22 protein-coding genes are annotated in these 25,996 nt (G+C 69.1%); 13 read left to right on the forward strand and 9 right to left on the reverse strand.

Annotated elements, in window-relative coordinates:
• Positions 1-170 precede the first annotated feature (170 nt).
• The 5 genes from acnA (at position 171) to ACFYY8_RS15420 (ending at position 6,432) form a co-directional block, all read left to right on the forward strand.
• A complete protein-coding gene (acnA, locus tag ACFYY8_RS15400; RefSeq protein WP_390041091.1) occupies positions 171-2,939 on the forward strand; it encodes an aconitate hydratase AcnA in 2,769 nt (922 codons plus the stop codon).
• Between the two features lie 451 nt (positions 2,940-3,390).
• The gene (locus ACFYY8_RS15405) at positions 3,391-4,167 is read left to right on the forward strand and encodes a M48 family metalloprotease (protein WP_390041093.1); all 777 of its coding nucleotides are present in this window, start codon (positions 3,391-3,393) and stop codon (positions 4,165-4,167) included.
• Positions 4,168-4,302: 135 nt separating this feature from the next.
• Positions 4,303-5,070, forward strand: coding sequence for a transposase family protein (locus ACFYY8_RS15410; RefSeq protein ID WP_390041095.1), 768 nt, complete (start codon positions 4,303-4,305; stop codon positions 5,068-5,070).
• A 42-nt stretch (positions 5,071-5,112) separates the two neighbouring features.
• On the forward strand, positions 5,113-5,712 hold the full coding sequence (locus ACFYY8_RS15415) for a DUF6461 domain-containing protein (RefSeq protein ID WP_390041097.1): 600 nt from the start codon (positions 5,113-5,115) through the stop codon (positions 5,710-5,712).
• A gap of 318 nt (positions 5,713-6,030) precedes the next feature.
• Positions 6,031-6,432, forward strand: a complete 402-nt coding sequence (locus ACFYY8_RS15420) for an ankyrin repeat domain-containing protein (protein ID WP_390041099.1) — start codon at positions 6,031-6,033, stop codon at positions 6,430-6,432.
• A gap of 191 nt (positions 6,433-6,623) precedes the next feature.
• Here the strand turns inward: ACFYY8_RS15420 and ACFYY8_RS15425 are convergent, their stop codons facing one another.
• Both ACFYY8_RS15425 and ACFYY8_RS15430 read right to left on the reverse strand, forming a co-directional pair.
• The gene (locus ACFYY8_RS15425; RefSeq protein WP_390041100.1) at positions 6,624-7,394 is read right to left on the reverse strand and encodes a neutral zinc metallopeptidase; all 771 of its coding nucleotides are present in this window, start codon (positions 7,392-7,394) and stop codon (positions 6,624-6,626) included.
• A gap of 212 nt (positions 7,395-7,606) precedes the next feature.
• A complete protein-coding gene (locus ACFYY8_RS15430) occupies positions 7,607-8,563 on the reverse strand; it encodes a neutral zinc metallopeptidase (protein WP_390041102.1) in 957 nt (318 codons plus the stop codon).
• A 119-nt stretch (positions 8,564-8,682) separates the two neighbouring features.
• On the opposite strand from ACFYY8_RS15430, the gene dxs reads away from it, so the two are divergent.
• A complete protein-coding gene (dxs, locus tag ACFYY8_RS15435; protein ID WP_390041103.1) occupies positions 8,683-10,617 on the forward strand; it encodes a 1-deoxy-D-xylulose-5-phosphate synthase in 1,935 nt (644 codons plus the stop codon).
• Here dxs and ACFYY8_RS15440 read toward each other — a convergent pair.
• A complete protein-coding gene (locus ACFYY8_RS15440) occupies positions 10,562-11,242 on the reverse strand; it encodes a DedA family protein (RefSeq protein ID WP_390041105.1) in 681 nt (226 codons plus the stop codon). The genes dxs and ACFYY8_RS15440 overlap by 56 nt on opposite strands.
• Before the next feature lie 142 nt (positions 11,243-11,384).
• Here ACFYY8_RS15440 and ACFYY8_RS15445 point away from each other — a divergent pair, with 142 nt between their 5' ends.
• Positions 11,385-12,872, forward strand: coding sequence for an amino acid permease (locus ACFYY8_RS15445; protein ID WP_390041107.1), 1,488 nt, complete (start codon positions 11,385-11,387; stop codon positions 12,870-12,872).
• Positions 12,873-12,876: 4 nt separating this feature from the next.
• Here the strand turns inward: ACFYY8_RS15445 and ACFYY8_RS15450 are convergent, their stop codons facing one another.
• The 3 genes from ACFYY8_RS15450 to ACFYY8_RS15460 all read right to left on the reverse strand — a co-directional run bounded on the left by ACFYY8_RS15450 (position 12,877) and on the right by ACFYY8_RS15460 (position 16,656).
• The gene (locus ACFYY8_RS15450) at positions 12,877-13,266 is read right to left on the reverse strand and encodes an SSI family serine proteinase inhibitor (RefSeq protein WP_390041109.1); all 390 of its coding nucleotides are present in this window, start codon (positions 13,264-13,266) and stop codon (positions 12,877-12,879) included.
• Positions 13,267-13,375: 109 nt separating this feature from the next.
• On the reverse strand, positions 13,376-15,460 hold the full coding sequence (locus ACFYY8_RS15455) for a 3-hydroxyacyl-CoA dehydrogenase NAD-binding domain-containing protein (RefSeq protein ID WP_390041111.1): 2,085 nt from the start codon (positions 15,458-15,460) through the stop codon (positions 13,376-13,378).
• The gene (locus ACFYY8_RS15460; RefSeq protein ID WP_390041113.1) at positions 15,457-16,656 is read right to left on the reverse strand and encodes a thiolase family protein; all 1,200 of its coding nucleotides are present in this window, start codon (positions 16,654-16,656) and stop codon (positions 15,457-15,459) included. The genes ACFYY8_RS15455 and ACFYY8_RS15460 overlap by 4 nt, the downstream gene beginning before the upstream one ends.
• Positions 16,657-17,069: 413 nt before the next feature.
• Here ACFYY8_RS15460 and ACFYY8_RS15465 point away from each other — a divergent pair, with 413 nt between their 5' ends.
• Positions 17,070-17,702, forward strand: a complete 633-nt coding sequence (locus ACFYY8_RS15465) for an HNH endonuclease family protein (RefSeq protein WP_390041115.1) — start codon at positions 17,070-17,072, stop codon at positions 17,700-17,702.
• A gap of 218 nt (positions 17,703-17,920) precedes the next feature.
• A complete protein-coding gene (locus ACFYY8_RS15470; protein WP_390041643.1) occupies positions 17,921-18,262 on the forward strand; it encodes a YciI family protein in 342 nt (113 codons plus the stop codon).
• Between the two features lie 125 nt (positions 18,263-18,387).
• Here ACFYY8_RS15470 and ACFYY8_RS15475 read toward each other — a convergent pair whose 3' ends face one another.
• Positions 18,388-19,614, reverse strand: coding sequence for an HRDC domain-containing protein (locus tag ACFYY8_RS15475; RefSeq protein WP_390041117.1), 1,227 nt, complete (start codon positions 19,612-19,614; stop codon positions 18,388-18,390).
• Complete coding sequence (locus ACFYY8_RS15480) at positions 19,611-20,207, reverse strand: DUF3000 domain-containing protein (RefSeq protein WP_352011302.1); 597 nt, start codon at positions 20,205-20,207, stop codon at positions 19,611-19,613. Before ACFYY8_RS15480 ends, ACFYY8_RS15475 begins: the two co-directional genes overlap by 4 nt.
• Before the next feature lie 626 nt (positions 20,208-20,833).
• Here ACFYY8_RS15480 and hemE point away from each other — a divergent pair.
• The gene (gene hemE, locus ACFYY8_RS15485) at positions 20,834-21,871 is read left to right on the forward strand and encodes a uroporphyrinogen decarboxylase (RefSeq protein ID WP_390041119.1); all 1,038 of its coding nucleotides are present in this window, start codon (positions 20,834-20,836) and stop codon (positions 21,869-21,871) included.
• 5 nt (positions 21,872-21,876) lie between these two features.
• Here hemE and ACFYY8_RS15490 read toward each other — a convergent pair whose 3' ends face one another.
• Positions 21,877-22,821: a DUF4349 domain-containing protein gene (locus tag ACFYY8_RS15490; RefSeq protein WP_390041121.1), complete on the reverse strand. Its 945-nt coding sequence runs from the start codon at positions 22,819-22,821 to the stop codon at positions 21,877-21,879.
• A gap of 131 nt (positions 22,822-22,952) precedes the next feature.
• Here ACFYY8_RS15490 and hemG point away from each other — a divergent pair, with 131 nt between their 5' ends.
• From hemG to ACFYY8_RS15505, 3 genes are all read left to right on the forward strand, one after another.
• The gene (gene hemG / locus ACFYY8_RS15495; protein ID WP_390041123.1) at positions 22,953-24,392 is read left to right on the forward strand and encodes a protoporphyrinogen oxidase; all 1,440 of its coding nucleotides are present in this window, start codon (positions 22,953-22,955) and stop codon (positions 24,390-24,392) included.
• A 62-nt stretch (positions 24,393-24,454) separates the two neighbouring features.
• Entirely contained in the window at positions 24,455-25,096 is a 642-nt protein-coding gene (gene hemQ, locus ACFYY8_RS15500; protein WP_386190635.1) for a hydrogen peroxide-dependent heme synthase, read from the forward strand.
• A 63-nt stretch (positions 25,097-25,159) separates the two neighbouring features.
• The gene (locus ACFYY8_RS15505; RefSeq protein ID WP_390041125.1) at positions 25,160-25,771 is read left to right on the forward strand and encodes a hypothetical protein; all 612 of its coding nucleotides are present in this window, start codon (positions 25,160-25,162) and stop codon (positions 25,769-25,771) included.
• Positions 25,772-25,996: the final 225 nt, after the last annotated feature.

Below are 25,996 nucleotides of genomic sequence, written 5' to 3' on the forward strand. Positions count from 1 at the left end.
GAGATACATGCCCATATATCTTGATATCGAGACAACCGCTGCAACCTGATGGCGGCCTGCTGGTTAGGCATACCTAACCGAATGAGGCGATCCGGCGGTGCGGCAGGATTCAGGTGCGCCCTTTTCGTGTGGGTGCTTCAGACAACACAGGGTGACAAGGGAGGCGAACCGTGTCCGCGAACAGCTTCGGCAGCCGTGACACGCTCCGCGTCGGAGACGCGGAATACGAGATCTACCGGCTGGACGCCGTCGAGGGGTCGGGGCGCCTCCCGTACAGCCTGAAGATCCTCTTGGAGAACCTGCTCCGCACCGAGGACGGCGCCAACATCACCGCCGACCACATCCAGGCCCTCGGCCAGTGGGACCCGACCGCCGCGCCCAGCGTGGAGATCCAGTTCACCCCGGCCCGCGTGATCATGCAGGACTTCACCGGTGTGCCCTGCGTCGTGGACCTGGCCACCATGCGTGAGGCCGTGCGCGAGCTCGGCGGCGACGCCGCCAGGATCAACCCGCTGGCCCCCGCGGAGATGGTCATCGACCACTCCGTGATCGTCGACTTCTTCGGCGGCCCCGACTCCTTCCAGCGCAACGTGGACCGGGAGTACGAGCGCAACCGCGAGCGCTACCAGTTCCTGCGCTGGGGCCAGACCGCCTTCGACGAGTTCAAGGTCGTCCCGCCGGGCACCGGCATCGTGCACCAGGTGAACATCGAGCACCTCGCCCGCGTCGTGATGATCCGCGACGGCAAGGCCTACCCGGACACCTGCGTCGGCACCGACTCCCACACCACCATGGAGAACGGCATCGGCGTTCTCGGCTGGGGCGTCGGCGGCATCGAGGCGGAGGCCGCGATGCTCGGCCAGCCGATCTCCATGCTCATCCCGCGTGTGGTCGGCTTCAAGCTCACCGGCAAGCTCCCCGCGGGCGCCACCGCGACCGACCTGGTCCTCACGATCACCGAGATGCTGCGCAAGCACGGCGTCGTCGGCAAGTTCGTCGAGTTCTACGGCGAGGGCGTCTCCAGCGTGCCGCTGGCCAACCGCGCCACCATCGGCAACATGAGCCCCGAGTTCGGCTCGACCTGCGCCATCTTCCCGATCGACGGCGAGACGGTCGGCTACCTGAGGCTCACCGGCCGCTCCGAGGAGCAGGTCGCGCTGGTCGAGGCCTACGCCAAGGCCCAGGGCCTGTGGCTCGACCCGTCCGCCCCCGAGCCGGTCTTCTCCGAGTACATCGAGCTCGACCTGGCCACGGTCGTCCCGTCGATCGCCGGCCCCAAGCGCCCGCAGGACCGCATCGCGCTGTCCGACGCCAAGCGGGCCTGGCGGGCGGCCGTCAAGGACTACGCCCCCAGCATCCAGGGACCGGTCGACGAGGCCTCCGCCGAGTCCTTCCCCGCCTCCGACTCCCCGGCGGTCGGCCACGACGGCAACGGCGACAAGCCGCACGCCGCCGGGCTCAACGGCGAGCGTCCGCACCGGCCCGTCGAGGTCACCCTCTCCGACGGCACGAGCTTTGAGATCGACCACGGCGTCGTCACGATCGCGGCCATCACCAGTTGCACCAACACCTCCAACCCGTACGTCATGATGGGCGCCGCCCTGCTGGCGAAGAACGCGGTGGACAAGGGCCTGACCCGCAAGCCGTGGGTGAAGACCTCCCTGGCCCCCGGCTCCCAGGTCGTGACCGGCTACTTCGAGCGCTCCGGGCTGCAGCCGTACCTCGACAAGATCGGGTTCAACCTGGTCGGCTACGGGTGCACCACCTGTATCGGCAACTCCGGCCCGCTGCAGGAGGAGATCTCCGCCGCCATCCAGGCCAACGACCTGGCGGTCACCGCGGTGCTGTCCGGCAACCGCAACTTCGAGGGCCGCATCAACCCCGACGTCAAGATGAACTACCTGGCCTCGCCGCCGCTGGTCGTCGCCTACGCCCTCGCGGGCACGATGGACATCGACCTGAACAACGAGCCGCTGGGCACCGGCGTGGACGGCGAGCCCGTCTTCCTCGCCGACATCTGGCCCTCGCCCGAGGACGTCTCCGCGGTCGTGGCCTCCTCCATCGACCAGGACATGTTCCTGCGCGACTACGCCGACGTGTTCAAGGGCGACGAGGCCTGGCAGTCGCTGCCGATCCCGACCGGCGACACCTTCGAGTGGGACCCGGCCTCGACCTACGTCCGCAAGGCCCCCTACTTCGACGGCATGCCGCAGGAGCCGGACCCCGTCACCGACATCACGGGTGCCAAGGTCCTGGCCAAGCTGGGTGACTCGGTCACCACCGACCACATCTCCCCGGCGGGCTCCATCAAGGTCGGCACCCCGGCCGCCGACTACCTCAAGGCCAACGGTGTCGAGGTCAAGGACTTCAACTCCTACGGCTCTCGCCGCGGCAACCACGAGGTGATGATCCGCGGCACCTTCGCCAACATCCGGCTGAAGAACCTGCTGCTGGACGGCGTCGAGGGCGGCTACACCCGCGACTTCACCGTCGAGGGCGGCCCGCAGGCCTTCATCTACGACGCCTCGGTCAACTACCAGGCCGCGGGCGTCCCGCTCGTCGTCCTGGCGGGCAAGGAGTACGGCTCGGGCTCCTCGCGTGACTGGGCGGCCAAGGGCACCGCGCTGCTCGGCGTCCGCGCCGTCATCGCCGAGTCCTACGAGCGCATCCACCGCTCCAACCTCATCGGCATGGGTGTGCTGCCGCTGCAGTTCCCCGAGGGCGAGACGGTCGACTCGCTGGGCCTGACCGGTGAGGAGACCTTCGACATCGTCGGTGTCGAGGAGCTCAACGGCGGCGGAATCCCGCAGACCGTGACGGTCAGGGCGGACGGCAAGGAGTTCCAGGCGGTCGTGCGCATCGACACGCCCGGAGAGGCCGACTACTACCGCCACGGCGGCATCATGCAGTACGTCCTGCGCTCCCTGATCGCCAAGTAACACCTGCCGAAAGGGCGGGTGAGACCTTCACGGGTCTCACCCGCCCTTTCCTCGTTCGCAAGGATCGTTCCCGCCGGACCCGTTTCTCGCCAAGGGGAGACCGTTCCCGAGGGTGATGGGGTGTTCACTAAGGGCTCTGACTGTTCCGGAAGTCTTCGGCTGTTCCAAGAGGCGAGGTCTCCTCGAAGAGGCGGTTTCGAAGGAGGCTTTCCCGAGCGGTTTCCCGTAGGGCTTTCCAGGGCTTCTCAAAGAGCGGAGCTTGCTCTCGAAAAGCGAGGTCGTTCGCGGAAGGAGTTGTCTCGAAGGCGGATTGTCGGGACAATCTTCTGAACGGGGAAGGGGAGTACCCTCACGCTGCCTGGTCGTCAATACGGCCAACGCCCGGTCAGGCAGGGTCCGCGCGGACCAGGGGAGACCTTCCGGCTACGTCGACGTGGCTGGAAGGAGAGGCATGCGCGGCCTGTACGTCCGGATGTTCGTCTCGCTGACGTTGCTCGGTGCGCTCTACGCGGTCCCGGTGGCCGTCACCCTGCGGTGCGGGGTTCCCTCACCCGTCGTCGCCGTACTGGCCGCGCTGACCGTCGCCCTGCAGTGGTTCGGCACCGAGCGGCTCGCCCGGCGGGTCGCGGGGGCCAGGTTCGTCGACGCCGAGCGCGAGCCCGAACTGCACGCGGTGCTCGACCGGCTCTGCGCGCTCAGCGGACTGCCCAAACCCCGTGTCGCCGTCAGCCTCGACCCCGTCCCCAACGCCTTCACCGTCGGCCGCTCCCGCAGGCACACCACCCTGATCGTCACCAGCGGGCTGCTGCGCGTCCTGGAACCCGACGAGCTCGCCGCGGCGCTGGCCCACGAGATCGCGCACATCCGTCACCGCGACGTCGCGGTGACGACGCTGGCCGGCTCGTTCGCCATCGCGCTGGCCTGGGCCGGACGCGGTCTCGGCGAACTGTTCGAGACAGGGCTGCCCATCGCGGTGGCCGGTGTCCTCATCGCCCTGGCCCAGCTTCCGCTGCGACCGCTCAGCCGTTACCGGGAACTGGCGGCCGACCGCGGCGCCGCCGTACAACTGGGCCGCCCCGCCCTGCTCGCCTCCATGCTCGTGAAGGTTCACACGACCCCGAGGCCGCAGACCCTTCGGCTCCCCGCTCTCGGCCTGGTGTCCTCCGGCCCGGGTCGTTCCATGTTGATCCAGCGGGTGAACGGTCTGAGATCCCTGGCCCGCGAGTGAAGCTTTTTCACCTTCTGGGGACGGCCCTACTGGTCACAGCATGATCGCGACTCTGACGTTCGCCTGATGGCGTAGAAAGCTCCTGGTAGACGGATTGATCACCACAACCAGACCCGTCACAACCAGGAGCCTCAGGTGCTGTTCTACCGTGCCGCGGTCGATGTGTCGCGTTCAACGCTGAACTACATGGCCGGGCTGATCCGTCGGCGGCGCAAGGCGATCGGATCGATCTGGCGGCGGCTGAATCCAGGACAACAAACCCTGCTCGCCCTGGTCTACCTGCGCAAAGGCGAGACGTTCAGCGAACTGGCCGCCGGGTTCGGAGTGTCGACGGCAACCGCCTGGCGCTCCGTGGAAGAGACGGTGAGGCTGCTGTCGGCGCGGTCTCCGAAACTCCGGCAGGCGGTACGCAAAGCTAAGAAGGACGGGCTGCACTATCTGGTGCTGGACGGCACGCTGATCCGCACCGACCGGGTGAAAGCCGACCGGCCGTACTTCTCCGGCAAGCACCGCGTGCACGGGATGAACGTCCAGGTCATCGTCACCCCGGACGGGACGATCCTGTGGACGTCCGGAGCGCTGCCCGGCAAGGCGCACGACCTGAGCGCCGCCCGGATCTGGGGCGTTCTGCGCGAGCTGGAGCGGGCCGGCATCGTCACGCTCGCCGACAAGGCCTATCAGGGGGCGGAAGGCCCGGTCATCACCCCGTACCGAGAGAGAAGCAAGCCAGAGTCCCAGAAGTGGGCCAACCGGTCACACGCCCACTTTCGAGGCCCGGGTGAGCGGGCGAATGCCCAGCTCAAGAGCTGGCGCATCCTCCGCAAGCTCCGCTGCAGCCCCAACAAGGCCGGGCACCTGTGCAAGGCCGTCGCCGTCCTGCAGGACCACCGGATCGTTCAATGATGAAAAGGTTCATGTGTCGGTCGGTACTGCGAGCATGACGAAATGATCGCGACCCCTGACAACTATGCCTGGTTCTCCTACGAGCGCTTCCCCGACCTGGCGGAGGCCTACTGCTTCACCTACGTCCGCGGCCTGACACCCGAGCAACTGGTGACCCGGCTCGGTGGCCGACCGGAGAATTTCACACCTATGACGCTCGATGAGCTGATCAAGGCTTCCTACTCCGGACCCGGCACCTATGGCACCTGGGACGACATGTTCTTCGGCGCCGTCGCCATCGGCGACTGGGTGTTCATCGTCGAACCCAACGGCGGGCTCGGCGCCGATGAAGCAATCATCACGTCGTTGTCGTCGGGAACCCGCCTCGTCTCCCACTTCCGCGACGTCGAAGGCGTCGAGTACTTCTACTGGATCGAAGACGGAGAGATCCGGTTCTGCTTCATTGCTGATGACGGTTACTCGGAAGAGGTACCGGACGAGGTCGCGGAGAGCATGCGGCGGATCGAATCCGACTACAGAGATCTCTACCCCAGCGAGTGGCCAGCGTTTCTCCTGGCCGAGCGTCTCACCGGAATCACGCTGACACCGGAGCTGCTGGAGGGGTCCACCTACCTGTGCGGAGCCGCTCCCGAACTGAGGTGAGCAGGATCCACCTCTATGGTCCCGCAGGCCGGCCGCAGCCGGTGGATCGCTCCTCTACAAGCTTCCTGTGAGATTCGCCGGGGCACCGTTCCGCGAGGACCTGCTGCACCGGACCATCAGGATGAAAAAGCTTCACTGTTCGGGCAGGCTGACCGCCGGACGGTTTCATCGCAGACATAAGCCGGGTCGTGGATACTGGGGATCCAGGGATGTCGTTAAGGCAGGCAGGGCTATGTCCAGGGAAGGGCTTTATTGAACATCAGAACGGTGCTGATGCCTACCGCGTCGAAGACGCGTATGAGAATGTGAGTCCTCGCCATGAGCGGTGACAGTACTGACCGGAAGGGGCGATCTGAGCTACACTATGCCGCCCTGGAAGGAGATTCAGGCAGGGTCTCGGAGCTTCTTGCAAGCGGTTTTGATCCGAATCTTGCAGATGGCGACGGCTTCACCCCGTTGCATATGGCGGTACAGGAGTGGCGTCTTGGTGCTGCTCGAGTTCTCCTCGAAAACGGGGCGGAAGTGGACTCTGTGACGCGGCATGGGAACACGCCCCTGGGTGACGCGGTATTCCAATCCCGTGGAAGAGGTGAGTTGATTAACCTCTTGAGGGGGTGGGGTGCCGATCCGTATCGAGAAAATAATTACGGTCAGACTCCCGTAGGGCTGGCCAAGCTGATCAATAATTATGACGTGGCGCAGTACTTCGCAGATCTATAGGCCGGAACCGGCGCCCCTTGCGATGGTTTCATCCGGGGCGCCGGACCTCGTTCGACGACCAGGTTGACGGAGTCACGCTGGAGGCGGAGCCGGGTGTCTCCCCAGAGACCCAGGAGGGTCCGGCCCATCAGGACCTGGTGAAGTCCTTTGGTCAGAATCTGGCCGGATGACGCTCCCGAGGCCGGACGGCGTCAGGCGACCTTGGCGGCCGGGGCGGTGAAGGTGTTGCAGGCGTCGGGGGAGTCGGCGGCGAAGCCCCGGCGGATCCAGTAGGCGATGTTGGCGTGTTTGCCGTGGGTGGCGTTGCCGATGGCGACCTTGATCATGTAGTTCAGGTCCCTCTTGCGGCGGCCGAGGGACATCCAGACGCTTCCGATGAAGGCGCCACCGAAGCACTCGGCCTGGAGCTCCAGTCTGCGGGTCGCGTCGAGCTTCGCCGCCTTGTTCCTGTACTTGCGGTTGAGATACGACGGCATGATCCCGGTGAGCTGCTGCACGTGGTGGCCGTACTCATGGGCGATCGTCGCGAACAGGAACAACTCCGTCTGCTCGGCGAGGATGCTCTGGTTGAGCAGAAAGGTGATCCTCTGGTTGTTCGGGCAGTAGACGGCCTGGGCGGTCCCGGGATACCTGCCGCAGCCGGTCTCCAGGTTCGTCCGGGTGGTGGTGACGAGCTTGGGCTTGGCGAAAGGGAAATTCGCCTCGGTCAGATGGTCTCCCCAGCCGGTGTTCAGGCAGTCGAGCAGGAACTCCAGGTCGACCCGGGCGGTGTCGAGGTCGTCGGGCTGGGTGGGCTGCTCGTCGCACGACTTGATCCTGAACTGCCCGCTGTCGTAGATCGGGTTGCTCTTCGTGGGGTCCTTGCCCACGGACGCCTGCGCGAAGGGGGCCGCGCCGGCCGTACCGGCGAACAGCAGGCTCGCCAGCACACCGGAAACAAGGGAGATGGCGGGGATACGCATGATCCCGAACCTTAATGGAGGTAAAGAGGAGGGTAAAGCGAAATGCCCCTGGTGGGTATGGTCTACGAAACGGGGGATATCGGATGTTAAGCCTGATAGACGGCTTGGGGATGGTTTAAAGACGGCCGAAAGCTGGGATAAGAGGCATCCGAAGAAGCTGGGGGAATAAAGCGAAAAATCCTGAAAGCGACAGAAGAGGCCAAGAAGGGAGGTCAGGAGACCGTGCCCGTGGAGGCGGACCAGGTGTTGCACGCCGACGGGGAACCCACCTCGAAGCCGCGCTGCATCCAGTAGGCCTGGCTGCGACCCCTCCCGTGGTCGTTCCTGATCCAGTTCTTGTGGCCGTTGGCCGTGACCCACTCGATGATCGAGTCCCAGTCGGCCTGTTCGACGGACAGGTCGGTGGAGACCTGACGGAGGAAGGCCGAGCCCAGGCAGTCGGCCTGCAGTTCGAGGCGGCGGGAGAAGGCGAGCTTGGTCGAGAGCCTAGCGTTCCAGACGCTCCTGCCGTAGTAGTCCATGACGCCCATGAGCTTCTGCACGTGGTGACCGTACTCGTGGGCCATGAACTGGGCGTGGTTGATCGGGTAGGGGTTGCTCAGCGCCTCGCGGAGCACACCGATGTAGATCGTGCGGTTGGTCGAGCAGTAGAACCCCGCGGCCTTGGCCGGCCACCGTCCGCACGGGCTGGTCACCTTGGTCGTGGTGGTGAAGCGCAGGGCCGGGCGGGAGAAGGGCAGACCGGCGGCGGTGAGCCGCGCCTTCCACACCCGGTCGAGACAACGGGTGATGCGGGTCATGAACATCCGGTACGAGGAGGCGCTTCCCTCACGGATTCCCCCCGCCGCGCATCGTGAGGACGAGGAGACGCCGCGCACCCGGTAGAGAGGGCTGGTCGTGGCGGCGGCACGCCCGGTGGGCGCCTCCCGCTGCGCGCCCCCGGAGACCCGGGAGGGCTGGGGAGACGGCTTGGCCGCCGGCGAGTCGGCAGCGGGGGTGCTGAGGTTCGTGGTGGCAGAGGCGGCCGTGGCGGGCTTGGCGCCACCGAGGGGGCCGGTGAAAGGACCGATGGGAGCGCACGCACTCACGGCGCCGACGATCACGAGCAGGAGAGATGCCGTGATCGCGGTGATGAGTGATGGTTGTTGCCCGGAGGGGGAAGTGCGCATGGTGAGGCAAAGAGTATTGCAAGTGTGGATAAAGTGTGCAGAATCGCCGTCCCCGGGGGAGGTGTCCGTCATGCGAACTAGACTCGGCTCTGACGCTGACCGACAGAGGGGATGATTCCGTGAGCGAGCGGACCGGACGGCCTGGCAGTCTGCTGGATTCGGTCAAGGGACCACGGGACCTGAAGGCGCTGGGGGCGGACGAGTTGCCCCGGCTCGCCGCGGAGATCCGGGATCTGCTGATCAGTTCGACGGCGCGTGGCGGCGGTCACCTGGGCCCCAACCTCGGTGTGGTCGAGCTGACGATCGCACTGCACCGGGTCTTCGACTCCCCGCGCGACCGCATCCTGTGGGACACCGGTCACCAGGCCTACGTCCACAAGATGCTCACGGGCAGGGCGGCGGGGTTCGACCGGCTCCGGCAGGAGGGCGGCCTGTCCGGCTACCCCAGCCAGGCCGAGTCCGAGCACGACGTCATCGAGAACTCGCACGCCTCGACCGCGCTGTCCTACGCCGACGGCCTGGCCAAGGCCCACCGGCTGCGCCGTGAGAACGACCGCACGGTCGTGGCGGTGATCGGCGATGGAGCGCTCACCGGCGGCATGGCGTGGGAGGCGCTCAACAACATCGCGGCCCACAAGGACCTGCCGCTGATCATCGTGGTCAACGACAACGGCCGCTCCTACTCGCCGACCATCGGCGGTCTCGCCTCGCACCTGGCCTCGCTGCGCGCCACTCAGCGCTACGAGGACATGCTGGAGTTCGTCAAGGACAACCTGGCGAAGGTGCCCGTGGTCGGCTCCCCGGTCTACGACGCGCTGCACGGCGTGAAGAAGGGCATCAAGGACGTCCTGGCCCCGCAGGTGATGTTCGAGGACCTCGGCCTGAAGTACATCGGCCTGGTCGACGGCCACGACGAGCAGGCCGTCGAGGCCGCGTTGCGCAAGGCCCGCGACTTCCGCCGCCCGGTCATCGTGCACGTCCTGACCAAGAAGGGCTTCGGCTACTCCTTCGCGGAGAACCACGACGAGGACCGCTTCCACTCGCCCAGCGCCTTCGACCCGCTGACCGGCGAGGAGAAGCCCAAGCCGCACGGCTGGACCAACGTCTTCAGTGAGGAGATCGTACGGCTGGCCGCGGAACGCCAGGACATCGTGGCCATCACCGCCGCGATGCTCGGCCCGGTCGGCCTGATCCCGTTCTCCGAGGCCTACCCCGAGCGCCTCTACGACGTCGGCATCGCCGAGCAGCACGCGCTGACCAGCGCGGCGGGCCTGGCCCTCGGCGGGCTGCACCCGGTCGTCGCGCTCTACTCGACCTTCCTCAACCGGGCCTTCGACCAGCTGCTCATGGACGTCGCCCTGCACCGCCTGCCGGTCACCGTCGTGCTCGACAGGGCGGGTGTGACCGGTGACGACGGCGCCAGCCACAACGGCATGTGGGACCTGTCGATCCTGCAGGTCGTCCCCGGCCTGTCGATCGCCGTGCCGCGTGACGAGCCGCGCCTGCGCGAGCTGCTGGCCGAGGCGGTCGCGATCGAGGACGGCCCGAGCGTGGTCCGCTACCCCAAGGGGCCGGTGTCCACGGAGATCGAGGCGGTCGGACGGCTCGGCGAGATGGACGTGCTGCGCCGGGGCCGGCAGGACGGCGACCCCGACGTGCTGCTGGTCTGCGTCGGCCCGATGGCCGAGCTGTGCGTCGAGGCGGCCGCGCTGCTCGACGCCCAGGGCATCTCGGCGACCGTGGTCGACCCGCGCTGGGTCAAGCCTCTCGACGAGGAGGCCCTGGTCAAGGCGGCCTCCGCGCACAAGCTGGTCGTGGTCGTCGAGGACAACGGCAGGGTCGGCGGCGTCGGCGACGCGGTGGCCAGGGTGCTGCGCGACGCCGACGTGGACGTCCCGGTCCGCACCCACGGCATCCCGCAGCGCTTCCTCGACCACGCGAAGCGGGCGAAGATCCTCGGCGACATCGGGCTGACCGCGCAGGACATCGCCCGTCAGATCACCGAGGCGGTCGCGCGGCGCTCTCCGGCCCTGGAGAACCAGCCGGCCCGCTGACCGCCGTCGCCTCGGCGGCCGGTGAGACGGCCGCCCTGGCGGTGCGGCTGCGCCGTACGATCACGAACAGGCCGACGGCCAGTACGGCGGCGCAGGCGGCGATCGGCACCAGCAGGTGCTGGTGCTCACGGGCGAAGGTGCCCGCCACGGAGCCGAGCGTCAGATAGGTCGTCACCCACAGGGCGCTGCCGGGAACCGCCCAGCGGATGAACCGCCTGTACGGCACGCCGAGGCTCCCCGCCAGGACCGGGGTCAGCCCGTTGACCAGCGGCAGGAAGTAGGAGGCGGCCAGGGCGGGGCCGCCTCCCTCGCTCCTGGCCACCCGCTCGGCCTTGCTCCAGCGGCGTTCGCCGATCCACCGGCCCGCCCTGCTGTGACGCACGCGCGAGCCGTACCGGCGGCCGATCAGCCAGCCGCCGGTCGAGCCGAGGAAACAGCCCACGACCCCGGCCAGCGCCGCGACCGCGATCTCGGCGGGGCCGGTCAGCGCGGTTCCCGCCACGACGATCGCGGCGTCCCCGGGGACCACGGTCCCGATCAGCAGGGAACCGTCCAGCGTGAGCAGCGCCAGCAGCACCGCGCCTACCAGAAATGGGTCCAGCTGGCCCAGTGTGTCCAAGAGCATGACCCCATGCTTCCTCTGGACGGGCAGGCGGACATCGGGATTTTCCCCTAAAGAACCCCGAGTATCACCGTTCAGCAACTGATCGGTTGGGCATGACTTGCTCCATAAAGGTGGGCGACTGTGGATGGTCAAGGAGGACCCCATGGGTGCGCAACGTGCCAGAGGAGTATTACGCGTAAAGTCGGTCGAGCAGTCGATCAGGGACACCGAGGCCCCCGAGCACCGGCTTCGCAAGGACCTCTCCGCGATCGACCTGACGGTCTTCGGGATCGGCGTCATCGTCGGCACCGGAATCTTCGTGCTCACCGGGCGGGTCGCCAGAGACCTGGCGGGACCCGCGGTCGCGTTGTCGTTCGTGGTGGCCGGGGTCGTCTGCGCGCTGGCCGCGCTCTGCTACGCGGAGTTCGCCTCGACCGTGCCCGTCGCCGGTTCGGCCTACACCTTCTCCTTCGCTACACTCGGCGAGTTCCCCGCCTGGATCATCGGCTGGGACCTGACGCTGGAGATGGCCCTGGCGGCCGCGGTCGTCGCGGTCGGCTGGTCGGGCTACCTGACGTCGTTGCTGACCTCCTACGGGATACATCTGCCCGACGCGATAGCGGGGGAGGGGGCGACCTTCAACCTGCCGGCCGCGTTGATCGTGTTGCTCCTCACCGCGGTCCTGGTCGCCGGGGTCAAGCTGTCGTCCCGGGTGAACCTGATCATCGTCGCGATCAAGATCGCCGTGGTGTTGCTGGTCATCGTCGCCGGGCTGTTCTTCCTCAACACGGAGAACTACACGCCGTTCGTCCCGCCGGCGCAGCAGACGCCCGCGGTCGAGGGCCTGGCCGCCCCGCTGATCCAGGTGTTGTTCGGGGTCACCCCGGTCGCCTTCGGCGTCTTCGGCGTCTTCGGCGCGGCGGCGATCGTGTTCTTCGCCTACATCGGCTTCGACATCGTCGCGACCGCCGCGGAGGAGACCCGCCGCCCGCAGCGCGACCTGCCGATCGGCATCATCGCCTCACTGGCCATCTGCACGGTCCTGTACGTCGCGGTCTCCCTGGTCGTCGTCGGCATGCAGCCGTACTCCACGCTCAGTGAGGCCGCGCCGCTCGCGGACGCCTTCAAGGCCGTCGGCCAGACCTGGGCTGCCACGCTCATCAGCGTCGGCGCGCTGGCCGGTCTCACCACCGTCGTGATGATCCTCATGCTCGGCCAGTCGCGGGTGCTGTTCGCGATGTCCCGCGACAACCTGCTGCCGCGGAGCCTGGCCAAGGTCCACCCCAGGTTCGGCACCCCGGCCAGGATCACGATCATCATGGGCGTCGTCGTGGCCGTGCTGGCGGGGCTGGTCCCGCTGTCCACGATCGCCGAGCTGGTCAACATCGGCACGCTCTTCGCGTTCGTGGTCGTCTCGATCGCGGTGGTCATCCTGCGCCGGACCCGCCCGGATCTGCCGCGTTCGTTCCGTACGCCGCTGGTTCCGCTGGTGCCGATCCTGTCGGTGCTGGCCTGCCTCTACCTGATGCTCAACCTGCCGGTGGAGACCTGGCTCAGGTTCGTGGTGTGGATGATCATCGGAGTCGTCATCTACGCCCTGTACGGCTACCGCCACAGCCGCGTCGCCCATTCGGCCGAGACCGGCTCGTAGCAGGTCAGAAGGAGAACACCGGGCCGGTGAGGGCCGTCATCTCACACCGATTGTCATAGGTGTGTGTGAAACGCACCGGCCTGCCCTCCCACCTCCCCGAGGCGCTCACGGCGTGCGCCACGTGCTCCCTGCCGCAGACCATGTCGACGTCGTAGGTCATCCTCGCCAGGTCGCCCCCGAACCTCCCGAGCATGCCGCAGGCGGTGGCGAAGGAGGGGCGGGAGGCGGCCCGGCCGCAGCGCAGCAGGACGCTCCTGGCGGGAGCGCCGCCGACCGACAGACTGAGCACGACCGTGGAGCCGGGGAGCGCCCCGGAGACCGCGCCGGAGAGTGAGGACGGCGCGGTCGCGGCGGCGAACGTCAGGACGGCGGACACGATCTTGACGGTTCTCATGCCATCCGTTGTTCCCGGTCACTCCCGCCCCCGGGCAAAGATCGGAACCGGATCGTCCCAAGGATCACCCGGCGGTGGCCGCCCCCGTGCGGGACGGCCACCGCGCGCGTCACGCCGGGACGGAGGCGACGCCGGGGGGAAGGAAACGGGGCTCGGCGACGCCCGTACGGTCGAGATAAGGGGTGACGCCGCCCAGGTGGAACGGCCAGCCCGCGCCGAGGATCATGCACAGGTCGATGTCCTGGGCCGCCGCGACCACGCCCTCGTCGAGCATGAGACGGATCTCCTCGGCCAGCGCGCGCAGGGCGCGAAGCCGTACCTCCTCCGCGGTCGAGGGGGAGGACCCGCCGGAGAAGAGGGCCGTGGCCTGCGGATCCAGCGACAGGTCGGGGGCGTAGACCCCCGGCCTGCCCTCGGCCACCAGCCGGGCGAGGTTCTCCGAGACGCCGTAGCGGGACGGGAAGGCGTCGTGCAGGGTCTCGGCGACGTGCAGCGCGACGGCGGGGCCGACGAGCTGGAGCAGCGTGAACGGGGTCATCGGCAGGCCGAGCCCGTCGAGCGCGTGGTCGGCGACCTCAAGCGGGGTGCCCTCGTCGACGGCGGCGATGATCTCGCCCATGAACCGGGTGAGCAGCCGGTTGACCACGAAGGCGGGCGCGTCCTTGACCAGCACCGACGACTTCTTCAGCGTCCTGCCGACGGTGAAGGCCGTGGCCAGGGTGGCGTCGTCGGTCTCCGCGGCCCGGACGATCTCCAGCAGCGGCATCATGGCGACCGGGTTGAAGAAGTGGAACCCGACGACCCGCTCCGGGTGCCGCAGGCCCTCGGCCATCTCGGTCACCGACAGGGAGGAGGTGTTGGTCGCCAGCACGCACTCGGCGGAGACGACCTCCTCGACCTCGGCGAACACCTTCCTCTTGACCCCGAGGTCCTCGAAGACCGCCTCGATCACGAAGTCGGCGTCGGCGAAGGCGTCCTTGGTCAGCGAGCCGGTCACCAGGCCCTTGAGCCGGTTGGCCTGGTCGGCGGACAGCCGGCCCTTGCCGAGCAGCTTGTCGATCTCGGCGTGCACGTGGCCGACGCCCCGCTCCAGCCTGTCCTGGTCCAGGTCGGTCAGCACGACCGGAACCTCGAGACGGCGGGCGAACAGCAGCGCCATCTGGGAGGCCATCAGGCCCGCGCCGACGACGCCGACCTTGGTGACCTTGCGGGCCAGCTCCCGGTCCGGGGCTCCGGCGGGCCGCTTGGCCCTGCGCTGCACCAGGTCGAAGGAGTACAGGCCCGCGCGCAGCTCGTCGCCCATGAGGAGGTCGGCCAGGGCCCGGTCCTCGGCGGCGAAACCCTCGTCGCGGGAGGCGGTACGGGCCAGTTCGATCAGGTCGAGGGCGCGGTAGGGGGCGGGGGAGGAGCCGCGCAGCTTCATGTCGACCAGGAAGCGGGCGTCGGCGAGGGTCTTGGACCAGTCGCCGGCGGTGTGGTCGGTCCGGGAGACGGTCGCCTCGCCGCGCAGCACCCGGGCCGCCCAGCGCAGCGACTCCTCAAGGAAGTCGGCGGGCTCGAACATCGCGTCGGCGACGCCCGCCTCGAAGGCCTCCCGGCCCTTGATCATGCGGTTCTGGGAGAGCGGGTTCTCGATGATCAGCTTGATCGCGGCGGCCGGGCCGACGAGGCGGGGAAGCAGCTGGGTGCCGCCCCAGCCGGGCACCAGGCCGAGGAAGCACTCGGGCAGCGCGACAGCCGTCACGCCGGAGGAGATGGTCCGGTAGGTGCAGTGCAGGGCGATCTCCAGGCCGCCGCCCATGGCCGCGCCGTTGACGAACGCGAACGACGGCACGTCCAGCTCGCCGAGGCGGCGGAACACCCGGTGGCCGAGCTCGCCGATCCGCAGCGCCTGCTCATGGCCGGTGATCACCGGGAGGCCCTTGAGGTCCGCGCCGACCGCGAAGATGAACGGCTTGCCGACGACGCCGACGGCCGCCAGGTCGTTCCTGGCCGCGACCGCGTCGAGCGCCTCGTCCAGAGACGCGAGCCCCGCCGGGCCGAAGGTGGACGGCTTGGTGTGGTCGAAGCCGTTGTCCAGGGTGATCAACGCCATGAGACCGGCGCCGTAGGGCAACTCGACGTCGTGGACGATCGCCTTCGTGACGACCTCGTCGGGGAACAGTTCTTCGAGGTTCTTTCCGTTGCCGGTCACTTCGTGCCCTCCCAGGCGAGGTTCTCCCAGACGACCGTTCCGCCCATGCCCATGCCGACGCACATCGTGGTCACGCCGTACCGTACGGCGGGGCGCTCGCCGAACTGACGAGCCAGCTGCGTCATCAGCCGTACCCCCGAGGAGGCCAGCGGGTGGCCGTAGGCGATGGCGCCGCCGTACGGGTTGACCCTGGGGTCGTCGTCGGCGATGCCGAAGTGTTCGAGGAAGGCCAGAACCTGCACGGCGAAGGCCTCATTGATCTCGAACAGGCCGATGTCGGAGACGGACAGCCCGGCCAGGCGCAGCGCGCGCTCGGTCGAAGGGATGGGGCCGATCCCCATGACCTCCGGATCGACACCGGCGAAGGCGTAGGAGACCAGGCGCATCCTGGCCGTCAGGCCCAGCTCCTCGGCGACGTCGGCGGCGGCCACGACGCAGCCGGTCGCCCCGTCGTTGACGCCGGAGGCGTTGCCCGCGGTGACCCGGCCGTGCGGGCGGAAGGGGGTCTTGAGCGGGGCCAGCCCGTCGAGGGTGGTGCCGGGGCGGGGAGCCTCGTCGGCGGTGGCCAGCCCCCAGCCCCGTTCGGCCGAGCGGGTCGCCACGGGGACGAGGTCGGGCTGGATGCGGCCGTCGGCGTAGGCCTTGGCGGCCTTCTCCTGGGAGGCGACGGCGAAGGCGTCCGCGCGTTCCCTGGTGATCGACGGGTAACGGTCGTGCAGGTTCTCCGCGGTCATGCCCATGACCAGGGCCGAGCCGTCCACGAGCCGCTCGGCGAGGAAGCGGGGATTGGGGTCGACGCCCTCGCCCATCGGGTGGCGGCCCATGTGCTCGACTCCTCCGGCGATGGCCACGTCGTAGGCGCCGAAGGCGATGCCCCCGGCGACCGAGGTCACCGCCGTCATGGCGCCCGCGCACATCCGGTCGATCGCGTAACCGGGCACCGTTTTGGGCAGCCCGGCCAGGACGGCGGCCGAACGACCAATGGTCAGGCCCTGGTCGCCGATCTGCGTGGTGGCCGCGATCGCCACCTCGTCGACGCGCTCGGGCGGCAGGTTCGGGTTGCGCCGCATCAGTTCGCGGATGACACGGATCACCAGGTCGTCTGCGCGTGTCTCGGCGTACAGACCCTTGGGGCCCGCCTTGCCGAAGGGCGTGCGCACACCGTCGACGAATACGACGTCACGAGACGAAGGCACGGGTTCGCTCCTCGTTGCTGGGTGGCTACCCGTCCATGCTACTCGTCGGTAACAACCTCTGGCACGACCGGGCGCGCCACGTCCCTGTCGCGGCGGACATCGAACGGATGCTGATATATCGGATTTCAAAATGAGATGACGATTGAGGGTATTTCTCGGAAATATCGATTAACCGGGAATTCGCTCCATGTTTGGGGTGGTAAAAGGCATCCGTCCGACGGGTTTTTCGGGTGTCGCCGCAGGTAGAGGTTCCTTTTTGGATGGTTGGCGGCATTATCCGCCTAATCGATATCCATATCATCGTCAAACACTGATATTTGTGTGGTTATTCTCGCTTGAGAAGTTCCGTCTGTTCCCGCCTCGCGAAGCCCAGACCTCCCACTGGCCGGGGCGGGAGACAGAAGGGGCCACTCGTGAGACGAGTCGTCACCGCGGCTCTCGCCGCTCTCACCGCCGTTCTCCTCACCTCCACCCTCACCACCGGTACGGCATGGGCCGTCCCGCCCGGCATCCCCTCGCCGTCCACCGCCTCCGCCAGGCTCGACGCGCTCACCGTGGAGAGCGAGTCGCACCAGGACACCTACAGTCGCACCCTCTTCCCGCACTGGATCACCATCAGCGGCACGTGCAACACCAGAGAGACCGTGCTCAAGCGGGACGGCTCCGACGTGGTCGTCAACTCCAGCTGCGCGGCGACCTCGGGAAGCTGGTACTCCCCCTACGACGGCGCCACCTGGACCGCCGCGAGCGACATCGACATCGACCACATGGTCCCGCTCGCCGAGGCGTGGCGGTCGGGGGCCTGGGCGTGGACCACCACCCAGCGGCAGGCCTTCGCCAACGACCTGGACGGTCCCCAGCTGTGGGCGGTCACCGACAACGTCAACCAGCAGAAGAGCGACCAGGACCCCTCGACCTGGCAGCCCTCCCTGCCCGGCTTCCGCTGCGCCTACGCCTCGGCCTGGATCCAGGTGAAGTGGACCTACGACCTGACCCTGCAGAGCTCGGAGAAGGCCGCCCTGCAGGACATGCTCTCCTCCTGCTGACCCCCTCCGGGTACGGCCGCCGCTCCGCAACGGGCGACGGCCGTACCGAGGGGGTCCCCGATCTCGACCGTGAAATCCGGACCTCCGGGGGCGTTTCTCGACCGCCGTTTCACTTTCGCCGGAAAAGCGGGCCTTGCTACCGTCCACCGCTTCGACAACCCTGTGAACGGATGCCCGTTCCAGATGCCGTGACAGCGAGGAACGCACGCGTGAAGTACATGCTGATGATCTACAACAATCCCGAAACCTGGGAAGTCCTGTCGAACGTGGAACAGGACGGTCTGATGGACGAGGCCAGGAAACTGGCGGCGGAACTGACCGCCTCGGGGGAGTGGGTCGGCGGGGACGCCCTGGCCGACAGGTCACGGGGCAGGACCGTCCGGGTGCGCGACGGGGACCCGATGATCACCGACGGGCCGTTCATCGAGGCGAAGGAACACCTGGCGGGTTACTGCGTGATCGACTGCGCCACCGAGGAACGCGCCCTGGAGATCGCCGCCCGCTGGCCCGACGCCAGGATCTGCGCGGTGGAGATCCGGCCGATCGAGCCCCCGGAATGACGGCGCCCGCACCGCCGCGCGGACGAGCCGATCGGACCGTCGAAAATGACGGCGCCCCTCGGGCCGTGACGGCCTGAATCAGCCGAGAACGGCCCCGAGGGGCACAGCCGTGCGAACGGCCTGGATCAGGCCTCGCCCTTGGTCTCAAGGCGGAGCAGAGCCTTGGCCATCGGGTGGGCGGTCAGTCCGATCTGCCACTCCCGCGCGCCCAGCTCGCGCAGCCGGGTCGCGACGGTCTCGTCGTCGATGACGGCCGGCGGCTCCCAGGTCAGGCGGCGGACGGCGTCCGGCTGGACGAGGTTCTCCGTCGGCATGTGGTGCTCGTCGGCGAGCGCGGCCACCACGGTCCGCGCGGCGGCCAGGCGCCGCGCGGCGGCCGGGTCACGGTCCATCCACCGGTTGGCGGGCGGCGGCCCGTCACCCGGCGCGCTCGGCTGCGGGAGCTGGGCCTCGGGCAGCGCGCGCGCCCTGCCGATCGCGGCCAGCCAGTCACGCAGGTGCCTGCGGGCACTACGGCCGGTGAACGGGGGGATCTCGGTGAGCGCCTTGGTGGTGCGGGGCTGTTCCAGGGCCGCGGTGACGATCGCCGCGTCGGGCAGGACCCGGCCGGGCGCGAGGTCGGAGTCCCTGGCCAGCCGGTCGCGGAGCGTCCACAGCTCCCTGACCACGGCGAGCCCGCGCAGCGAGCGGACCTTGTGGATGCCCGAGGTGCGCCGCCACGGGTCGGAGCGGGGCGCGGGGGACTTGTGCGCCAGCACCGCGGAGAACTCCTCCTGGGCCCAGGACAGCTTCCCGCTGGCGTCGAGTTCCTGGTAGAGGACGTCACGCAACTCGACCAGGACCTCGACGTCGAGCGCCGCGTAACGCAGCCAGTCCTCGGGCAGCGGCCGGGTCGACCAGTCGGCGGCCGAGTGGCCCTTCTCCAGCCTCAGGCCGAGGACGTTCTCCACCATCATCCCCAGGCCGACCCGTTCGTAGCCGAGCAGCCGCCCGGCCAGCTCGGTGTCGAACAGCTCCCGGGGATGGAAGTTCAGCTCGGCCAGACACGGCAGGTCCTGGGAGGCGGCGTGCAGCACGATCTCGGCGTCGGCGAGCGCCTCGTCGAGCCCGGACAGGTCGGGGCAGTGGGTCGGGTCGATCAGCGCGCTGCCCGCACCGGCGCGGCGCAGCTGTACCAGATAGGCACGTCCGCTGTAGCGGTACCCCGAGGCGCGTTCGGCGTCGACGGCGACCGGCCCGGTGCCCTCGGCGAAGGCGCGCACGACACGTGCGAGGTCGGCTTCGTCCTCGATGACGGGTGGGATTCCCTCTCGCGGCTCCAGCAGCGGAACGATGGTTGTCTCGTCGGTCACGTTCGGAAGGACTCCGGATCTTCGCGACGGCGTGGCGGCAGGCTCGCCACGTCGGGTGGCAGGGGTGGTATACCGGCCGCGAGGCACATCAGATCGCACCAGGCGGCGACATGGCCGGAGAGGTCCTCCTCCAGCGGAGACCAGGAGGCGCGCAGCTCCAGTTCCGTGGTCACCGGATCTCCGTCCTTGTTGCCGAAGCCCTCGGAAACCGCCTTGGTGACGGTGCCTCCGGCGGCGGCGTAGGCGACGCCGTGCGCGTCGAGTGACTCGGTGAGCCAGCTCCACGCGACGGGGCCGAGCAACGGATCCTCGGTGATCTCGGGTTCCATGTCGGCCCGGACGTAGGCGACCAGCCGGAACTGGCCGTCCCAGCCGCGCTGGCCGTCCGGGTCGAAGAGCATGATGAGGCGGCCGACCGCGAGTTCGTCGTCGTCGCGGTAGACCGACGCGCCGATGGCGGCCGAGTAGGGGGCGAGGCGCTGTGGCGCCGGGATGTCCTCCAGCTCGATCTCCGGTCTGACCTCGGTGGGGCGCATGCTGGCTGCCGCGCGCGTGAAGGCGGCGGGAGCGGGCGGCGCGTCACCGGCGGTCATACCGGAAGCGTAGGTCGGAACTGAACGCATGGGGACCACTGGGGTGTGTGTAGGAGCCATCGGGACCGATCAAGCCACTGCCGCCGCCCGGTGGGGGGCGGGCGCGTCCGCATAGTGGGGGAAGGCATGGGGGGGCTGCCCGGACACCCGCTCGTCGGCACAGGAAGCGCAGTGCTCACCGCGGTGCTCAGGTGAACTCCACATCGTGGACATCGCACAGGCCTTTCGTCGGGTCGTGGTCCGACGTTGGCACGTCGCGCCGACATTTCCGCGCAACGTGCTCGGCGTGTCCCGAAAGTGGTGCCGGAATGATGCCGCGCGGTGACTTGGCGAACATTTGGCTCAGCCGAGGGCTGGGCCAGGTTCGTCAATGGGAGGAACTGTACCCGGAAACATGATCGCTTCGCGCGGCCCGGGGCCTCCCGGGGCGCTCCGCTCCAGGATTCCAGCCGACGGGGCTGCGGACGAAGCGCTCGAAACAGGTGGAACCCTATCGTCATCATGACTTGAAGCTGTCTAGGTGTTGTTAGGTGTGATCTCATTTAATAACCGGTGATTTCATACCCAGAACGACGCTCAGCAGCCGTGAAGAACGGACCACGTCACCGGCATGGCACCCTGGTGGGGTGACTCCCGAGCTCGCCGACTCTCCGTTCCTGCGCGCATGCCGCCGCCAGCCCGTCTCCCGCACTCCCGTGTGGTTCATGCGGCAGGCCGGCCGTTCGCTGCCCGAGTACCGGGCGGTGCGCGGTGAGGTGCCCATGCTCACCGCCTGCGCGACCCCGGATCTGATCGTGGAGATCACCATGCAACCCGTGCGCCGCTACGGCGTCGACGCGGCGATCTTCTTCAGTGACATCGTGGTGCCGCTCAGGGCGATCGGGATCGACCTCGACATCAAGCCAGGCGTCGGCCCGGTCGTCGCGGAGCCGATCAGGGACGCCGCGGGGATCGGCAGGCTCCGCCCGATCGAGCCCGGAGACGTCTCCTACGTCACCGAGGCCGTCGGCGCCCTGACCGCCGAGCTGGGCTCGACCCCCCTCATCGGCTTCGCGGGCGCGCCGTTCACCCTGGCCTCGTACCTCATCGAGGGCGGTCCCTCCAAGAACCACGACCACACCAAGGCCATGATGTACGGCAGGCCCGACCTGTGGCACGCCCTGATGGAGCGGCTGACCGGCATCACCGTCGGCTTCCTGCGCGTCCAGGCGGACGCCGGGGTCTCGGCCGTACAGCTCTTCGACTCCTGGGTCGGCGCCGTGGCGCCCGACGACTACCGCGAGTTCGTCATGCCCTACACCACCCGGATCTTCGAGGGACTGGCCGACCTGAACATCCCGCGCATCCACTTCGGCGTCGGCACCGGTGAGCTGCTCGGGCTGCTCGGCGAGGCAGGGGCGGACGTGGTCGGCGTCGACTGGCGGGTCCCGCTCGACGAGGCCGCCAGGCGCGTCGGACCGGGCAGGGCGCTGCAGGGCAACCTCGACCCGGCGATCCTGCTGGCCCCGTGGGAGGTCGTCGAGCGCAGGGCCGCCGACATCCTGGCGCGCGGCGCCAAGGCCGAGGGGCACGTCTTCAACCTCGGCCACGGCGTGCTGCCCTCGACCGATCCCGACCAGCTCGCCCGCCTGACGGACTTCGTCCACGAGGCCTCGGCCCGCTGAGGCCGTCAGGCCTCCTCGGCCTCGGCCCGCTCGGCGGGTTCGGAGGGCTCGACCGGCTCCCGATCCGGTACGGCGGGCGCGGACCCGCCCCTGAACAGGCGCCGCAGGAGGACCACGGCCAGCCCGATCAGGCCCAGTACGGCCAGCCAGGGCAGCAGCGCGCCCAGGACGACGAGACCGATCCCGACGGCCGCGACGAGGGACCGCCAGCCGGAGCGCAGGCCACCGAGGAAACCGGGGGACTCCTCCTCCGGCTCCTCGACGGTGACCTCGGGACCGATCAGGTTCAGCGTCAGCGTCGCCATGCTCGTCTGCGAGGCGAGCGTCTTCTGCCGGGCCTGGAGGGATTCGAGGTCGGCCTCGCGCGCCGAGACCTCCCGTTCGACGTCCAGCACCTCACCGATCGTCTTGGCCTTCTTCATCAGGGAGCGCAGCGAGTCGAGCGCGGCCTGCGAGGACCGTAGCCGGCTCTCCACGTCGGCGACCTGCTCGGTGACGTCCTCGGTGTTCTGCTGCAGCGACTCACGCCTGCCCAGCTCCCCGCCCAGGCGCTGCAGCACCCCCGGGTAGGCCGAGGGCGGGACCTTGAAGGTCAGGCTGGTCGAGGCGCGGTCACCGTAGCCGGTGTCCGACTTCTCCGTGGACAGGTGGCCGCCCGCCGCGGTGACGATCCGCCGCGCCGTGTCGGCCGCGGCGACGACGTCCTTGGCGCGGACGGTCAGCTCGGCCGTGTAGATGATCGCCCGATCCTGCGCGACCAGCTTCACCTGTTCGTCCCGCTTGGGTGCGGCCTCCTTCCTCGGCCGGGGGGACGACTCGGCCATCGCCGGTGCGGCCTGGTTCTCGGCGGAGCCGCCCGAGTCCGGGATCGATCCCGTGCTCTGTCCGGCGCAGGAGGACAGGGACAGCGCGATGGCCGTCACGCACACGCCGTACGCGAGTTTTCTCATGCCCCTGGAGACGGTTCCGGCGGTGGCGCGGTTTTGCCGGAGGGATCACGATGGCATCACGTTCCGGTACGGCCCGCCACGGGACGGGGGAAACACGCGGGCGGCCATGGCGGGAGGTACGGTCAGGAGTCATGGAAGGCAACCGGTGCCATGTGGTGGTCGTCGGCGGGGGGATCGCGGGTCTGGCGGCCGCGTGGTACCTCAGGCAGGGCGGTGAGGGCGTCCGGGTGACCGTGCTCGACGGCGCCCGGCGGATCGGCGGCAAGCTGTTCGCCTCCGAGGTCGCGGGCGTCCAGGTGGACGCCGGGGCGGAGGCCATGCTCGCACGGCGCCCCGAGGGTAAGGCACTGGCCGAGGGCGTCGGCCTCGGAGGGGAGCTACGCGACCCCGCGACGACCCGGGCGGCCATCCTCAGCAGGGGCGCGCTGCGCGCCATGCCCGCGGGGCAGGTCATGGGTGTCCCCTCGGACCTGGCCGCGCTGGTCAGGTCGGGCGTGCTGAGCCCCGCCGGTCTCGCGCGTGTCCCGCTGGATCGCGTCCTGCCCGCCACCCTCGTCACGACCGACGTCTCCGTCGCCTCCTACATCCGGGCCAGGATGGGCGAGGAGGTGGTCGAGCGGCTGGTCGAGCCGATGCTCGGCGGCGTCTACGCGGGCCGGGCCGAGCGCCTGTCGCTTGAGGCGACGATGCCCGGGATCGCCGCGGCGGCCAGGTCGGAGCGGTCACTGCTCACCGCCGCCCGCGAGATCGTCACCGGGGCGCGGCAGGAGGGGCCGGTCTTCACCACGCTGCGCCGGGGCATGGGCTCCCTGCCCGCGGCCGTCGCCGAGGCCTCCGGCGCGGAGATCAGGACCGGTGTCACGGTCAGGGAGCTGCGCCGTACCGAGAGCGGCTGGCGTCTCGTCGCGGGGCCGGTGCCCGAGCCCGAGGTGATCGAGGCGGACGCCGTGGTCGTCGCGGTGCCCGCTCCGGCGGCCGGTCGCCTGCTCGCGGCCGAGGTGCCCGGGGCCGCGGCCGAGCTGGCCAGGATCGAGTACGCCAGCATGGCCGTCGTCACGCTCGCCTACCCCAGGGAGGCCTTCCCCGAGCCGCCGACCGGCAGCGGTTACCTGGTCCCGCCCGTCGAGCGGCGCGCGGTCAAGGCCGCCACGTTCAGCTCGGTCAAGTGGCCGCACCTGGCCGAGGCCGACCCCGATCTGATTATGCTGCGCTGCTCCGTCGGCCGCCTGGGCGAGGAGGCGCTGCTCCAGCGCGACGACGCCGAGCTGGTCGCCCTGGCGGTGGAGGAGATGGCCGAGGTCGCCGGGGCGCGCGGGCTGCCCCGCGACTCCAGGGTGACCCGCTGGGGCGGCTCCCTGCCGCAGTACGACGTCGGCCACCTCGACCGGGTGGCCCGCGTCCGCGCGGCCGTCGCCTCGCACCCCGGCCTGGCCGTGTGCGGCGCCGCCTACGACGGCCTCGGCGTCCCCGCCTGCGTGGCGACCGCCCGTACCGCGGCGGCCCGGATTCTGGACCACCTGGATCCGGCGGGACAATGGCATGGGAAAGCTGATTCGCTGACGAAGGGGTGAGGACGACGGACGGGAACCCGCGGCCGAAGGCACGCGACCTGAACCAGGTGATCCGCTACACCATGTGGTCGGTCTTCCGGCTGCGCGAGCGCTGCCCGGCCAACCGCGAGGGAATGGCCGACGAGGTCGAGGACCTGCTGGCCCAGGTGGCGGAGAAGGACGTGGTCACCCGGGGTCTGTACGACGTCGCCGGGTTCCGCGCGGACGCCGACTTCATGTTCTGGTGGCACGCGCCGTCCGCCGACGACCTGCAGGAGACCTACTCCAGGTTCCGCCGCACCGAGCTGGGGCGGCTGGCCGAGCCCGTCTGGTCGGTCATGGCGCTGCACCGGCCCGCCGAGTTCAACAAGTCGCACATCCCGGCCTTCCTCGCCGAGGAGGAGCCGCGCGGATACGTCTGCGTCTACCCGTTCGTCCGCTCCCTCGAGTGGTACCTCCTGGAGGACGCCGAGCGCCGCGCGATGCTGGCCGAGCACGGCAAGATGGCCCGGGAGTACCCCGACGTCAGGGCGAACACCGTCGCCTGCTTCGCGCTGAACGACTACGAGTGGATGCTCGCCTTCGAGGCCGACGAACTGCACCGCATCGTCGACCTCATGCGAACCCTGAGGGGAGCGCGGGCACGGCTGCACACCCGGGAGGAGATCCCCTTCTACACGGGCGTCCGCAAGCCGGCCGGAGAGCTGATCGCCGCGCTGCCGTAGTGGCGCCATGACACCGCCGCCGGGGGACGCCCGGGGAGAACGACGCCGTCTGTGAGGCCGAGGATGGAAACGGGCGGGAACCGCCGCAGGAGGAGCCGGAGCCGGTCCCGTCTCCCCGGGACGCTCCGGGCGCTGGTCGGGGCGGCCGCGCTGGTCGCGGCGCTGCTGGTGCTCGGCGGCTCGCTGCTGCGGCCGGGCGCGCGGACGCAGGAGCAGGAGATGGGGCGGGCGCTGGTGACCGCCCCCGTGGCGGCGCCCGCCGAGACGGGGGGTTCGGCGAAGGACCCTGGGAAGGCCGCTGAAAAGGCCGCGGCCGACAAGCCGGGTAAGGCGAAGAAGGGTCAGGAGGCCAAGGCCGGGGGGCTGTCCAAGCACACCGACAAACAGGCGCTGGCCTACTTCATCGAGCACAAGGCGACCAAGCGGCTGAAGGACATCCGGATCGTCGGCGGCTACCTGCGCATCTACACCGACCTTCCCGACTCCGCGAGCAACTCCAAGCAGGCCCTCAAGCTCTGCGAGACGGGTCGTGACTACCTCGTCGGAGAGGTCGGCGATCCGAACCCCGTGGTCTTCGTCCAGGCGAGGTTCGGCGAGAACGGCAACCCCGTCCTGGCGAACATCATCGGCTCCAAGGACCGTGACTGCCGCCTCACCTACCCCGAGCCGAAGTGACGACGGGTCATCTCACCCGGACCCTGGTCCTGCCGCAGACCCTGCAGCGCTGGGTGATCACCCGGCCAATGGTCTCGACGATCTCCCACCTGTGCCGGAGGTGCACGGTTGCTCCCTGAGCAAGAACACGTTGCGGAGGCGGTCGCGTACTTTGAGTTATGGTGCCGTGCCGTGCCGGGCGCCCGCGCTCTCCGTCGGGGATCACGTCGCGGGGCGCCGGGCGCC

Source organism: Streptosporangium sp. NPDC001559 (genome assembly GCF_042893955.1).
Lineage (GTDB): Bacteria > Actinomycetota > Actinomycetes > Streptosporangiales > Streptosporangiaceae > Streptosporangium.

Excerpts from the sequence above, each read along its gene's own strand:
- ACFYY8_RS15470 (WP_390041643.1), top strand. The coding sequence starts at position 17,921 with ATGCTGATGATCTACAACAATCCCGAAACCTGGGAAGTCCTGTCGAAC.
- ACFYY8_RS15450 (WP_390041109.1), bottom strand. The coding sequence starts at position 13,266 with ATGAGAACCGTCAAGATCGTGTCCGCCGTCCTGACGTTCGCCGCCGCG.
- ACFYY8_RS15480 (WP_352011302.1), bottom strand. The coding sequence starts at position 20,207 with ATGACCGCCGGTGACGCGCCGCCCGCTCCCGCCGCCTTCACGCGCGCG.
- ACFYY8_RS15420 (WP_390041099.1), top strand. The coding sequence starts at position 6,031 with ATGAGCGGTGACAGTACTGACCGGAAGGGGCGATCTGAGCTACACTAT.
- ACFYY8_RS15445 (WP_390041107.1), top strand. The coding sequence starts at position 11,385 with ATGGGTGCGCAACGTGCCAGAGGAGTATTACGCGTAAAGTCGGTCGAG.
- ACFYY8_RS15505 (WP_390041125.1), top strand. The coding sequence starts at position 25,160 with ATGGAAACGGGCGGGAACCGCCGCAGGAGGAGCCGGAGCCGGTCCCGT.
- ACFYY8_RS15425 (WP_390041100.1), bottom strand. The coding sequence starts at position 7,394 with ATGCGTATCCCCGCCATCTCCCTTGTTTCCGGTGTGCTGGCGAGCCTG.
- hemQ (WP_386190635.1), top strand. The coding sequence starts at position 24,455 with ATGTGGTCGGTCTTCCGGCTGCGCGAGCGCTGCCCGGCCAACCGCGAG.
- ACFYY8_RS15415 (WP_390041097.1), top strand. The coding sequence starts at position 5,113 with ATGATCGCGACCCCTGACAACTATGCCTGGTTCTCCTACGAGCGCTTC.
- ACFYY8_RS15405 (WP_390041093.1), top strand. The coding sequence starts at position 3,391 with ATGCGCGGCCTGTACGTCCGGATGTTCGTCTCGCTGACGTTGCTCGGT.
- ACFYY8_RS15440 (WP_390041105.1), bottom strand. The coding sequence starts at position 11,242 with ATGCTCTTGGACACACTGGGCCAGCTGGACCCATTTCTGGTAGGCGCG.
- hemG (WP_390041123.1), top strand. The coding sequence starts at position 22,953 with ATGGAAGGCAACCGGTGCCATGTGGTGGTCGTCGGCGGGGGGATCGCG.
- ACFYY8_RS15490 (WP_390041121.1), bottom strand. The coding sequence starts at position 22,821 with ATGAGAAAACTCGCGTACGGCGTGTGCGTGACGGCCATCGCGCTGTCC.
- ACFYY8_RS15430 (WP_390041102.1), bottom strand. The coding sequence starts at position 8,563 with ATGCGCACTTCCCCCTCCGGGCAACAACCATCACTCATCACCGCGATC.